This is a genomic window from Mariniluteicoccus endophyticus, from assembly GCF_054780035.1.
On record NZ_BAAGXC010000006.1, the window covers coordinates 18,791 to 31,633 of the forward strand.

10 protein-coding genes are annotated in these 12,843 nt (G+C 70.4%); 3 read left to right on the forward strand and 7 right to left on the reverse strand.

The window, feature by feature from the left end; genetic code table 11:
- The first annotated feature begins 53 nt into the window (after positions 1-53).
- Complete coding sequence (locus tag ACYVGD_RS02195; RefSeq protein WP_460741367.1) at positions 54-902, forward strand: amino acid ABC transporter ATP-binding protein; 849 nt, start codon at positions 54-56, stop codon at positions 900-902.
- A gap of 93 nt (positions 903-995) precedes the next feature.
- Here the strand turns inward: ACYVGD_RS02195 and ACYVGD_RS02200 are convergent, their stop codons facing one another.
- Positions 996-1,469 (reverse strand): DoxX family protein, encoded by a 474-nt coding sequence (locus ACYVGD_RS02200; protein WP_460741339.1) that lies wholly within the window; start codon positions 1,467-1,469, stop codon positions 996-998.
- Between the two features lie 153 nt (positions 1,470-1,622).
- Between ACYVGD_RS02200 and ACYVGD_RS02205 the strand changes: the two genes are divergently transcribed.
- Entirely contained in the window at positions 1,623-2,012 is a 390-nt protein-coding gene (locus ACYVGD_RS02205; RefSeq protein ID WP_460741340.1) for a PPOX class F420-dependent oxidoreductase, read from the forward strand.
- A gap of 43 nt (positions 2,013-2,055) precedes the next feature.
- On the forward strand, positions 2,056-2,826 hold the full coding sequence (locus ACYVGD_RS02210) for an alpha/beta fold hydrolase (RefSeq protein ID WP_460741341.1): 771 nt from the start codon (positions 2,056-2,058) through the stop codon (positions 2,824-2,826).
- 1 nt (position 2,827) lies between these two features.
- Here the strand turns inward: ACYVGD_RS02210 and ACYVGD_RS02215 are convergent, their stop codons facing one another.
- From ACYVGD_RS02215 to ACYVGD_RS02240, 6 genes are all read right to left on the reverse strand, one after another.
- Positions 2,828-3,970, reverse strand: a complete 1,143-nt coding sequence (locus ACYVGD_RS02215; protein ID WP_460741342.1) for a M20 family metallopeptidase — start codon at positions 3,968-3,970, stop codon at positions 2,828-2,830.
- A 4-nt stretch (positions 3,971-3,974) separates the two neighbouring features.
- Entirely contained in the window at positions 3,975-5,534 is a 1,560-nt protein-coding gene (locus ACYVGD_RS02220) for an AbgT family transporter (protein WP_460741343.1), read from the reverse strand.
- Positions 5,535-5,853: 319 nt separating this feature from the next.
- The gene (locus ACYVGD_RS02225) at positions 5,854-6,237 is read right to left on the reverse strand and encodes a hypothetical protein (protein WP_460741344.1); all 384 of its coding nucleotides are present in this window, start codon (positions 6,235-6,237) and stop codon (positions 5,854-5,856) included.
- A 103-nt stretch (positions 6,238-6,340) separates the two neighbouring features.
- Positions 6,341-6,976: an RNA polymerase sigma factor SigM gene (sigM, locus tag ACYVGD_RS02230; protein ID WP_460741345.1), complete on the reverse strand. Its 636-nt coding sequence runs from the start codon at positions 6,974-6,976 to the stop codon at positions 6,341-6,343.
- A gap of 112 nt (positions 6,977-7,088) precedes the next feature.
- Positions 7,089-10,742: a murein biosynthesis integral membrane protein MurJ gene (gene murJ / locus ACYVGD_RS02235; RefSeq protein WP_460741346.1), complete on the reverse strand. Its 3,654-nt coding sequence runs from the start codon at positions 10,740-10,742 to the stop codon at positions 7,089-7,091.
- Positions 10,739-12,811 carry a DUF6049 family protein gene (locus ACYVGD_RS02240; protein WP_460741347.1) on the reverse strand — a complete coding sequence of 691 codons (2,073 nt, stop codon included), beginning with the start codon at positions 12,809-12,811 and terminating at the stop codon, positions 10,739-10,741. The genes murJ and ACYVGD_RS02240 overlap by 4 nt, the downstream gene beginning before the upstream one ends.
- Positions 12,812-12,843 lie beyond the last annotated feature (32 nt).

The window sequence follows — 12,843 nt, forward strand, 5'->3', positions numbered from 1 at the left end:
CCGCCGGTGAACCCTTGAACGGCACCGAGCCCGAGGGCTACGACCCGCACGACATCGACGACCACGTCGACCGCAGCGGCGAACCGGTCGTCCGCGCCGTCAACGTGCACAAGTCCTTCGACCACGTCGAAGTCCTCAGGGGCATCGACCTCGAGGTCCACCCCGGCGAGGTCGTCTGCCTCCTCGGCCCCTCCGGCTCGGGCAAGACGACGTTCCTGCGCCTGATCAACCAGATGGAGACGCTCACGGGGGGCCGCATCTGGGTCAACGGCGAGCTCATCGGGCTCGAGGAGCGCAAGGGCCGCCTGCACGTGCGCAGGCCGAAGGACATCGCCCGCCAGCGCGCGTCCATCGGCATGGTGTTCCAGCGCTTCAACCTGTTCCCCCACTTCACGGCGCTGCAGAACGTCATGGAGGCACCGGTCCAGGTCAAGGGCGTACCGAAGGCCGAGGCGAGGGCGAACGCGCTGAAGCTGCTCGAGCAGGTCGGGCTCGGCGACCGCGCCGGCTTCTACCCGGCCCACCTGTCCGGCGGCCAGCAACAGCGCGTCGCGATCGCCCGCGCGCTGGCGATGGAACCGCGCCTCATGCTGTTCGACGAGCCGACCTCGGCGCTCGACCCCGAGCTCGTCGGCGAGGTGCTGGGCGTCATGCGCCAGCTCGCCGGGGACGGCATGACGATGGTCGTGGTCACCCACGAGATGGGCTTCGCCCGCGAGGTGGCCGACCGCGTGGTCTTCATGGCCGACGGCCAGGTCGTCGAGCAGGGCGCACCCAGCCAGGTGCTGCAGAACCCGCGCCACCAGCGTACGAAGGACTTCCTCAAGCGCGTGCGCAGCGAGGCCGAGGCCAAGGACGAGGCGCTCGCGCAGCGCATCGAGGGCCTCGACCCCGAGGCCTGACCCCTCCGGACGCACGGACGCCGGGCCACCCCTCGGGGCGGCCCGGCGTCTGTGTCTCGTGGTCTTCGTGTACGCGGGGGTCGTACGCGCCGATCAGGCGTTGATGCGCTCGTCCTCGCGGGTGACGACGGCGTCGTCGGCGGCCGCACGGCGCCCCAGCAGGCCGTCGACGGAGAAGCGACCGGCACCGGCACCGACGAGCGCGATGCAGGCGGCGCCGATCATGCCGACGAGCTCCCAGCCGCCGTTCTTCACGAACAGGCCCTTGCCGGTGTGGGCGAACAGGAACGCGCCGAACATCTGCAGCGCGACGAGCAGGGCGACGGCCGGGGTGGCCACGCCGAGGAGGATGAGCACGCCGCCCACGAGCTCGATGACGGCGGCCACGGGAGCGGCCACGGCGGCGCCGGGGACGCCCATCTTCTCGAAGCTCTGGGTCGTGCCGGCGATGCCCCACTCGCTGAACTTCTGCCAGCCGTGGGCGATGAGGACGACGCCCAGCAGGAGGCGGGTGACGAGCAGTGCGGCGTCGCGGACGGTCGAGGGAGGGGTGATGAGGTTGCGCATTTGTCGGGCTTTCGTTCGGGTGCGGTGGTCTCACGGGGGTGACCCCAATGCGATTGATATTTCAACCAATCGCACACCACTATAGACAATCTGGTTGATAGTTCAACTCTCGCCGTCGGGGAATAGCGTCGACACCCTCGCGGTTCACCGGATATGACCCAAGTCACACTGACCGAGTCCGCGCGCCGCCTGCTCGACGGCAGGACGTTCGCCGTGCTGTCCACGATCAACCCCGACGGCTCCCCACAGCTGACCACGATGTGGGTCAGGCGCGAGGGCGACCAGGTCGTCTTCTCGACCGTCGAGGGCCGCCAGAAGCCCAAGAACATGCGCCGAGATCCGCGGGTGAGCCTGCTCATGTACGACCCGGAGAACCCCTACCACTACGTGGAGATCCGCGGCACCGCCGAGCTCGAGCGTGACCCCGCCTCGCTGATCGACGAGCTCTCGCAGAAATACACGGGACAGGACTGGAAGACCGAACCCGAGGGCACTGTTCGACTGGTGGTGCGCGTCACCCCCACGAAGATCGTCGAGCACTGACCCGCACACCCGGCGGGCTGGGGCGACCACCGATACTGGAGCCATGATCCATCACGTGGAACGCGGCTACGGCGAGGCCATCGTCTTCCTGCCCGTCATCGGCGGCGACGAGCGAATGTTCGCACACCAGCTCGACCACTTCGGCCGGGACCACCGCGCCATCGCCGTCACGCTGCGCGGCAACGGACGCTCCCCCGAGCTCGACGTGCCCGTCGACCAGGTGGTGCGTACGCAGGCCAACGACCTCGTCCTCCTGCTCGACGAGCTGCAGGTGCGCCGCGCACACGTCGTCGGCACGATCTATGGCGGCGCCGTCGCCCAGCGGTTCGCGATCGACCACCCATCGATGGTCCGCTCACTGACGCTCGTCGACACCTGGGCCGAGACCCGCGGGCGTACGCCGACCGAGAAGCTCATGAAGCTGTCGGCGACCGTGACCCCCAGCGTCTACCGGCTGCCGAAGGCGCTGCTCCGGTCGTCTGCGATGTCGCCGTACATCCCTCGCTGGCCCGAGGCCGCGAGCGTGCTCGGCGCGTTCATCGCCGACGGCAGGCTCGACGAGCAGGCACTCCAGCAGCGCGCCCAGAACTCCGTCGACTTCTCCCGCGAGCTGCGGTCGCTGACCATGCCGACGCTCGGCGTGGTGTGCGACGGCGCCCCGTGGATGCGTACGGTGATGCACCGGCTGCTCAACCAGGTGCCCGGCGCGCGCATGGAGACGATCCCCCGGGCCTACTACCCAAGCAACCTCACCAACCCCGACGCCTTCAACGAGGTGCTGCGCCGCTTCCTCGAGTCGACCCGGTTGCCCTGAGTCACACCCCCGCGATCACGCCGGCCACCAGGGCGATGCGGAACGGCGCACAGCCCGGCTCGACGTACTCGTGACGTGCATGGGCACCCGAGCCCTCGGCCCCCAGACCACACACCACGGGGCGTCCGATCCCGGCCACGAAGTTCGCGTCACTGGCACCGCCGACGGCCACGTCCTCGAGCGGGCGCCCGAGGCGTGCGGCCACGTCCTTGACTCGGCCCAGGAGCGGCCTGGACGTGTCATCGAGGGCCATCGGCGGCCGGTTCCAGTTCCGGTCGAGGCGCAGGCGTACGCGGGGGTCCGAGGCCCGCAGCCCGTCCAGCCCCCGGTCGACGCGCTCCTGCTCTGCGGCATCGGGGACACGGATGTCGACCAACCCGGTCGCCCTCCCTGCAACGACGTTGGAGCCGCTGCCGCCTTCCACCAGCCCGACGTTGACCGTCGTTCCCGCCCCAGGGTCGGCGAGGGCGACGAGCTGGGTGACGACCTCGGCCATCGCATGGATGGCGGACGCGCCCTTCTCCGGCTCGAGGCCGGCGTGCGACTCGACGCCGGTCACCTCCACGCCCACGATGCCCACGCCCTTACGGCCCGACTTGATCGCGCCACCCGGGGCCGCCGCCTCGAGGACGAGTGTGGCGTCCGCATCGGCGCACACCCGCTCGATGGTGGGTCGCGAGGCAGGTGAGCCGATCTCTTCGTCGCCGTTGATGACGAGGGCGACCTCGGGGCGGTCGAGCCCCAGCCCGTCGACGACCCGCAGGGCGTACAGGCCCTGAACGAGGCCGAACTTCATGTCGAACACGCCGGGAAGACTGAGCCGCTCGTCGTCGTCCGCGACGTCCCACCCGGCGAGAGTTCCAGCGGGCCAAACCGTGTCGTAGTGGCCGACGAGCGCGACGCGCCCGGGGCGACTGCCGGCGAAGGTGAGCACGAAGCAGTCCCCGTGCTCGCCGCCCTCCACGCGCTCCACGCTCGTGGGCTCGCCGCAGAGCCTGCGTACGAGCGCCACGACGTGGTCGGCGCACCGCTCGAGCGCCGGCCGGTCGTACGAGTTCGACTCGATGCGGCACAGCGCCGCCACGTCGTCGAGGAATTCCTGGCGCAGCTCCTCGCTGCGCCCGCGGATCTGGTCGAGAGTCATGGGATCACCCGTTTCCGATGCCGAAGGGAAGGCCCAGCAGGAACCAGGCCATGAAGAACAGGACCCACACGACCCAAACCACACCAGCGATCGGGATCGTGAAGGACGCCAGCGTGCCGATACCAGCCGACTTCCGGTACTGCTGCATGAAACCGAGCGCCATCACGAAGTAGGGGCTCATCGGGGTGACGCAGTTCGTCACCGAGTCGGCGATGCGATACATCGCCTGAGTCGTCGCCGGGTCGATGCCCACGAGCATGAGCATCGGCACGAAGATGGGTGCCGCGAGCGCCCACATCGCCGACCCGGACGTGATGACGAAGTTCATGACCGAGATGATGATCGCGATCAGCAGCAGGATCAGCCAGGCCGGCATATCGGACCGGTCCAGCGCGTGCGACCCGGAGACCGCGATCACCTCGCCGATCCCGCTCCACTTGAAGTACGCCAGGAACTGGCTGATCGCGAAGAACAGCACGAGGATCGGCGCCAGCGAGGCGATGCCGCCGGCCATGGCCTTCACCACGTCCTCGGCCTTCTCGAACTCCTTGGCCACGAATCCGTAGACAACACCCATCAGGGTGAAGAAGATGCCGAGCACCAGCGCCATGCCGGTGAAGACCGGAGAGCTCGGGATGTCGCCGCCCTTGCCACGCAGGGCCGAGCCGTGGGGGATCATCGCCACGACGATCGTGGCGATGAAGAGCACGCCCACGACACCGGCCCAGCGCAGGCCGCGACGCTGCAGCGGAGTCACCTGCAGCGACTCCTGGGTGACCTCCTCCTCGTCCCTGTAGTCGTCGTCGACCTGCAGGTCGCTGCGCCGGGTCAGGATCGTCTCGACGACTACCGTGATGGTGAGCGCGACCACGAACGACGACGCGAGGCCGAACCAGTAGTTGGACACCGGCGTGACCAGCGCGTTCGGATCGATGGTGCGCGCGGCCGCCGTGGTGATGCCGGACAGCAGGACGTCGGTCGTCGTCAGCGACGGCGAGGCGTCGTAGCCGGCGGAGATCGACACGAACGCGACGATCGCGCCCAGGATGGGAGACTTCCCCGCCGCGCGGAACACCATGGCGCCCAGCGGGATGAGGGCGACGTACGCCGCATCGCCGGCCACGTGCCCGATCATCGCCGTCATCGCCAGGGCGAAGGTGACGAACTTGCCGGGGACGCGCGTGACGGTGTTACGCAGCACGGTGTCGATGAGGCCCGAACGGGTGGCCACGGCGATGCCCAGCATCGTCGTCAGAATCGTGGCCAGCGGCGGGAAGTTCGCATAGTTGGTGACGGCGTCACCGAGCATCGTCTTGACGCCTTCGGTCGTCAGCAGGCTCTTGACCGCGATCACCTTTCCGGTGGCGGGGTGGTGGACCTGGACGCCCATGGCGTTCAGCACGGCGCTGGCGACGATCGTCAGGAGCGCGAGGATGACGAACAGCCAGAACGGGTGCGGCAGCTTGTTGCCGACCCGCTCGATGACCTCGAAACTCTTCAGCGCCGCGGCCAGCGCCTTCGACTGCTGGGGAGGTGGTTCCTTGTGCTCCGTTGCGGTGGACATGATGCTTTCCTTCCCTGGTTAGGATTCTGCACCCTAACCGCTGGGTCGGTCCGCGGGACGGCATCCCATTCGCCGGACCAGGCGACCACACGCAGGAGCAGCACGACGGGGTTGAACGCGGCCCCTGCAAGGCGAGCGGCGTTGCGGTGACGGCGGTTCAGCGCGAGGTCGAACATCGTGACGTCACATCACGCCGCCGGGTTCGCCCAATCGATGAGAAATCGGCAATTTCGCCGGAATGGCAGGAACTGGCCCCGGAACGGCGATTCGGGGGACCAACTGGGCGCAGGCAGGAGTCGGTCGGGGTGGGCCCCTCGCGTCACTCCTGACAGGCGGTGTGGGCGCGCGGCCGCAGGACGGGCTTCGTGCCGTAGGCGGGGTTCTGGCCGAACGTGCCGAGCGCCGTACGCCGGATCGCGGCGGCGGAGGCCTGGGCCTCCTCCTGCGCGGCCCGGCCCGACTCGCGGCGCTCGGACTCGGCGGCCACGACGGCCTCGAGCCGCGTGAAGACGTCGTCGGGCATGGCGGGGGCGGGGTCGGCGGCGAGCAGCGCCGTGGTGGCATCGACGGCGGCTGCCGTCTCCTGACACTCGGCACACACGGCGACATGGCTCTCGACGACGACGGCCTCGTCGGGGGTCAGCAGGTCTTCGCCGGCGTCGGCGATCTGGTCGACGGTGACATGTGTCGCGTCAATGCTCACGATTTCCTCAATCCTGATGGCGGCCCTGACCTCTCGGTCACCTGACACCTGCAGGGGTGTCCCGGGTTGGACGTCGAACACGGATCCCCCGGTTCCCTGTGACTCACATCTCAACCTTTGAGGGCTCACCCATGTGGTCGGACACCCATTGTCCCCGAGGCCGGGGGCATTCTCGAGCAGCCGGCTCGCGCAGGTGCTGCAGCAGCGGGACGAGCTTCGCCCTGCCACGGGCGCACCGGCTCTTGATCGTGCCGACCGCACATCCCAGAATGGCTGCCGCCTCCTCGACGGAGTAGCCCTCCATGTCGACCAGCACCAGAGCGGCCCGCTGGTCGGGGTTGATGCGCGCCAGCGCCGCCACCACGTCGGCCCGGCGCTCCTTCACCTCGATGTCGTCGGTGTCGTCGGCCACCCCGAGCTCGGCCGCCCGGTCGGGGTCCTCGGGGAGCGGCTCGGCCCGGCGTACCTTGTTGCGCCGGATGCGGTCGAGGCAGGAGTTCACGACGACGCGGTGTAGCCACGTGGTGACCTGGGCGTCGCCGCGGAAGGTGTGGGCGCGCCGGAACGCAGAGATGTACGCTTCCTGAAGCGCGTCCGCGGCCTCCTCGGGGTTGCGCATCGTCCGCAGTGCCACCGCCCACAAGCGGTCGCGGTGTCGCTCGACGAGGATGCCGAAGGCCTGGGGGTCGCCGTCCACGTGGGCGCGCAGCAGCTCATGATCCGTGCGCTCGTCGGACACGTTCCCCCCTCTCCCAGGACCGTGACGCCCGACAGACCGGAACCGAACCGCGTCCGGGGCGACACATGTGCAGCACGGACAAACTACGCCAGAGCCGGTGATGAAGAAAGTCTCAGCCGGTGACCGTGACCTCGGCGATACCACCCTGGTGGCCTTGGGGGATCTTCGGCAGCCTCGTCAGGTTGACCAGCAGGAACCGGGTCGTCACCGGATGTTCCGGCGCGAGGCGCGCCCCCTCTGCGGCGTCGGTCGCCCGCGCGACGACCTTCCAGCCGCGATGGTCGGTGGGCGGGCTCGTCGCACCGGCCGAGTCTGCGTCGCGGGCCGGGACACGCAGGTCGAGCGAGGTGCCGGTTCCCTTCAGCGCGACCGTCACCTCGCTGACCGCCCGCGGCGCCCCCAGGTCGAGGACGATGCCGACGCCGTCCTTGTCCATGTCCTGGTTGCGGTAGATCATCGTCAGCCAAGCGGTGGCCGGGTTGCCGTCGACCGCCAGCGGGACCTGGTCGCGGTTCTCCTCGCGGGTGTCGCCCTGGGGGTCGAAGTCGGACGCCGAGACGATGCGCAGCACGCCCGGCGTGTGGGGCGCCGGGGTCGGTGCGGGAGCCGCACGCTCACCACCGAGCCGCATCGCGACGGCGATCAACGAGCCGATCAGCACCACCAGCACCAGCACGACCAGCCGGGTGATCCAGGGCCGGCGTACCGGCTCACGCGGCGCCACCGGCGCGCTGACACGCCCGATCGGGTCGGTGGGCTCGACGTCGTCGGGCGTACGCGGGGTGACGGGACGCTGGCGTCCTGTCGGGACGTCGTCCGAGGCGACCTGGGCGCCGCCGAAGTAGGTCGGGTCGGCGCCCCCGTCGAACGCCGAGCCGGGAGACTGGGCCGGCATGGCCTCATCGGCGTCGACGTTCACCACCGGCACCGGGTAGCGCATGCGCCGCTCGAGGTCGTGGGACGCGTCGGCCGTGCCGAGCACGCGCCCCAGCTCGTCGGCAACCTCGGTGGCGGTGCGCAGTGGCGCCTCCTTGCCGCGCGGCAGGTCGCTGAGGATCTGGTCGCACACGCGGTCGAGGGCCGGGGAGACGCCCGCCCGGACCTGACGCGGCGTGAACAGGTCACCCTCGGAGTCGGTCGGGGCGGCAGCCATGCCGTACGCGTGGCCGCCCGGCCAGCGGGAGACGAGTGTGCAGTACAGCAGGCGGCCCAGGTCCATCACGTCGACGACCTCGGGGTCGTCGGAGTGGGCGAACCGGATGGGCAGCGGCGACATCGACGCCTCGAGCAGGAAGCCGACGATCTTGATGTTGCCCGCCGCGGTCACGATGATCGTGTCGGGCGAGATGCGCTGGTGGTAGAGCCCCTGGGCGTGCATGCCGGCGAGCGCGTCGGCCACCTCGCGCACCATCCAGGCCGCCTCCAGCGCGCTGAGCGGCCCGGAGGTCAGCAGCGTCTCGAGCGTCACCCCCGGCGCGTACTCGCAGACGATGTAGGCCCCGAAACCGGGCTCGTCGTCGGGCGACGTGCGTCCCGCCTCCTCGTGGGTCGGGCGGGCCACGTCGAGCACGCGAAGGAACCGCGCGTCGGTGGCCAGCGCCGCCTTGCGCGCCGAGGCAACGATGTGGTCGAACTCCTCGCCGGCGGGCAGCAGGTGAACCAGCACGGGCCGCGAGAGGACCTCGTCGAACGCGCGCCAGGTCTGGGTCGTGGCCCGGCGTACGAGCACCTCCTCGAGGCGATAGCGGCCGGCCAGGTCGGTGCCTGCACGCGCCCGCACCGGATGGACCTCCTCGGCCGTGTCCTCGACGTCGTCGTCATCGTCGGCGACCGCCACCGCCGCCACGGGATAGGTCTCGGCCTCGGCATCGGGGAACGGCACCGAGACGACCTCCCGCTCCTCCTCCAGCTCGACCAGGTGGGCCGACTGGTCGGCCGTGTCACCACCCTGCTCGGCGGGGGTGTCGACGTCGGGATCGTCCGGCGTGCGCCGGCCGCGGCGCAGCACCGTCGAGACGATCTCGTTGACCTCGTGGATGCGCAGCACCCGCGCCAGCACGAAGAACAGGGCCAGCGCGACCAGCCCGCCCGCCACGAGGCCGAGGGCCTGGGCGAGCATCGACTCGCCGACCTTCGTCGTGATGAACCACGCCAGCGCCGCACCGGGCGCGACCGCCAGGCCGACGCGGACGAGGTGGCGTACGAGCGCGGTGACCGACAGGCCCGGCAGGCGCTTGCCGAGGCGGTGGTAGGACAGCGCGAGCCCGAACACGTACGACAGCGAGTAGGCCAGCGCCAGGCCCGGCGCGACGAGCTCCGGACGCTGCACCGGGACGACGAAGACGACGGCGAACACGACGTTCAGGGCGGCGATCACGCACTGCTGGAAGAACGTGGCGCGCGTGTCCTCCAACGCGTAGAAGGCGCGCAGGCAGACGTACTGGATCGTGAACGGCACCAGCCCGATCGCGAACGCCATCAGCGTCCAGCCGATGTATTTCGCGTCGTCGGCGCCCGAGCCGTGACCGAACAGCAGGTGGGTGGCCGGCATGGCGAGCGCGATGAACGCGGCCGCGGCCGGCAGCAGCACCGACGTCGTGAGCCGGATCGTCCGCATCGTCTCCCGGCGTACGCCGACGAGGTCTCCCTCCGCGGCCATGCGGGACGCCGACGGCAGCATGGCCGTGGCCAGCGACACGGTGATGAGCGAGTGCGGCAAGATCCAGATGAGGTACGCGCGCCCGTAGGCGGCGAGACCGGCGCCCGCACCGCCGACGGTCGCCGACGTCGCCAGCTTGTCGACGACGATGAGCGCGAGCTGGTTGACCAGGACGAACCCGAGCGTCCACTTGGCCAGGTGGAACGTGTGGCCCAGGCCTGTGCCGCGCAGGTCGAAGCGCGGACGGAAGCGGAAATCGAGCTTGCGCAGGAAATAGATCATCACCAGCGTCTGGGACACGATGCCGAACGTGGCACCGCCGCCCAGCAGCAGCGCCTGCTGGGTGGTGAACGGCGCCGAGCCGTCGGAGCGCCCCCACACGCCCAGGTAGGTCAGCAGCACGCCCACCTGGACGACGTTGTTGGCGATCGGTGCCCACATCATGGGGCCGAACCGGTCGTGGGCGTTGAGGACCTGGCCGAGCAGGAAGAACACGCCGTAGAAGAACACCGACGGCAGACACAGATAGCCCAGAAAGACCATCATCTGGTAGTGGGCGGCCATCTCGGGCGCGCGCCACGTGCCGTGGGCGTACAGGCCGATCACCCAGGGCGCGGCCACCGTGATGGCCACCGCGATCGAGCCGATGATCAGCAGGAACGCCGTCATGATGCGGTTGGTGTAGGCCTCGCCCCGGTCGGGGTCGTTCTTCACCGCCCGCACGATCTGCGGCACGAGGACCGTGTTGAGGGCACCGCCGGCGAACAGGATGTACAGCGACGTCGGGACCACCGTGGCCAGCTCGAACATGTCGGCCTGGCGCGAGCCGTTGCCCATCACGAAGGCCAGCAGCATCACCCGGACGAAGCCGAGGATGCGGGAGGCCATCGTGCCCGCCGCCATCAGCGCCCCGGCCGAGACCAGCCGACTCGTCGCCGGGGAGTCGTCGTCATCGGCGGCCGGCCCGGGTTCGGGACGGACCGTGTCTTCGAACTCGGGGCGGATCGTGTCCTCGAGCTCGACCGGGTCCATGCGCCCGGTGGGCAGGTCGGCGGCGGACAGCGAGTGGGGCTGGGTGTCGTCGGAGACACCGGGACGTTCGCTCACTCCTGGCTCCCCTCCTCCTGCTCGTCGTCCTGCGGGGCGTCGCTCGTGGTCACGCGGCGTGCAGCGATCGACGCCACCCTCTCACGCGCGACCTGGCGGATCCTGAAGGCCGTCGTCGAGATCAGCACGACGCCCGAGGCCACCACGATGATCCACCCGACGAACCCGAAGTTGGTGGCCCGCACCTCGAGCCGGCGGCCCCGGCCGATCCGGGTGCCGTCGGGGGTCACCAGCTGGGCGGTCACCATGACCGGGCCGTTGGCGGCAGCGCGGCCGGTCACGTTGACCGTGGTCGACTGCTGCGCCGGCACCACGATGTCGTTGTGACGCGCGAAGGACAGGCGCTGGGGCTGGTCGGAGGTGAAGTCGATCGCCACGCGCACCGGGTGGTCGAGCTTGTTCGTCACCGTCATCGGGAACGACCCGCTCTGGCCGGACATGATCACCGTGCGCTGGGAGGTGAGGTTGATCTTGGCACCGCCGAGGAGGTCGCGCGACTCGGCGAGCAGCGGTTCGACCCAGGTGCGGTAGGCCGCCGGGTCGCCCCGCCACCAGCTCGACAACGTGCGTGCGATGAGGGAGTTCGTCAGCCGCTGACGGGGCACCGGGTCGGGCAGGATCTCGGCGTACGCGGCCTGGGCGCGGCTGACCTGACGCATCTGGTCGAGCTGGGCCGGGTCGAGCTCGCGGTCGCGCATCTGGGTGGTGTAGCCCAGCTGCTGGTTCCACTCCGCCGGCTTCTCGCGCAGCAGGTCGGTCAGCGGCATGCGCTTGATCCACGGGGCGTCCGCGGCGATGTCGGCGTCGGCCTCCGCGCCCTCCGTGACGACATGGACCTGTGGGGCCGCGTGGGCGGCCGCGGCGACCCACGTGTCGGCCAGCACGCGCTGGCGCACGTGGACCGACGTCAGCCGCGGCTCGGGCCCGGGGCCGCCGGCGTACGCGTTGGGGTCGTAGGCCAGCAGCGGGGCCGTGGTCAGCGGCGTCAGGTAGGACTGGGAGGTCGTGGTGTCGGACGCGAGGATGACGGCCGGCTCGAGGCGCTCGAGCCACGCAACCGTCTCGGCGTCGACCTGGCCCTCGCGGACATAACCGAGCAGCGGCAACGACGACGTCTCTGAGACCTGCTCACCGGCGGCCTGGACGCGGCGGAAGCTTTCCTCGAGGCCCTGGTGGGCGATCGTGGCCATGTCGGGGACGGCGAACGGCGTACGGAACCCGCGCTGCCCCTGCAGGCTCTCGTAGTCGGCCAGCCAGCGCCTGGCCATCGCGCTCCCCGTGCCGGGGAAGGTCGCGCCATCGGTCTGGCGCACCTGGTAGCCCGACTCCGTCGCCATGGCCCGGACCGACTCCAGCAGCGCGGGATCGATCGCCCACGACACGTCGGGACGCGCCGCCGCCCGCATGAGCCGGCTCAGGCGGCCGTTGGCGGCGAGCTCGTCGGCGAGGTGGTCGTCGGAGAACACCCCGGGCGCGACCATCGAAGGAGCGCTCGACAGCACGACCACCGTCGGGACGCGCACCTGGTCGGTCTGGGCGGCCGCGGTGCCCTGGCGCGGCAGCGGCACCAGGACCCGCGCACGGCCAAGCGTGGCGTTGCCGCGTCGCCCCGCCTTGCCGACGACGTGGACCCCCATCAGGTAGACACCACCGGTGCGCGGGAGCTCGAGCTGGCTCACCGCGGCCTGCACCTGGAAGGGGACGGTCTCCCCCGGCGCCAGCGAGGGCTTGGCGTCGGTGGTGAGGTTCTGGAACGCACCCGGCTCGGTGACGCGGCCCCCGTAGGGCTGGGTCGGCGCGGACGTCAGCGTGGCCGCCAGACCCTCGGCGGTGGTGACGGGTGACCAGTCGCGCCACATCAGCACCTGGGCCAGCGTCAGCGTCTCGCCCGAGGTGTTCGTCACCCGGCCCCGGATCGTGATCGTCGACTCGCGCGCGGGGACGGCGGGGTCGAACTGGTCGATGGTGATCGTCGCGGCCTGCTCGTCGTTCGCGTACGCGACGCCGGGCACGAGCGCGGGCATGAGCACCAGCAGCCCGGCCAGCAGCAGGCGGACGAGACGGATCACTTGGCCATCGTACGGGGGCCGACCGTCAATCG

Excerpts from the sequence above, each read along its gene's own strand:
- ACYVGD_RS02205 (WP_460741340.1), top strand. The coding sequence starts at position 1,623 with ATGACCCAAGTCACACTGACCGAGTCCGCGCGCCGCCTGCTCGACGGC.
- ACYVGD_RS02200 (WP_460741339.1), bottom strand. The coding sequence starts at position 1,469 with ATGCGCAACCTCATCACCCCTCCCTCGACCGTCCGCGACGCCGCACTG.
- ACYVGD_RS02220 (WP_460741343.1), bottom strand. The coding sequence starts at position 5,534 with ATGTCCACCGCAACGGAGCACAAGGAACCACCTCCCCAGCAGTCGAAG.
- ACYVGD_RS02210 (WP_460741341.1), top strand. The coding sequence starts at position 2,056 with ATGATCCATCACGTGGAACGCGGCTACGGCGAGGCCATCGTCTTCCTG.
- ACYVGD_RS02215 (WP_460741342.1), bottom strand. The coding sequence starts at position 3,970 with ATGACTCTCGACCAGATCCGCGGGCGCAGCGAGGAGCTGCGCCAGGAA.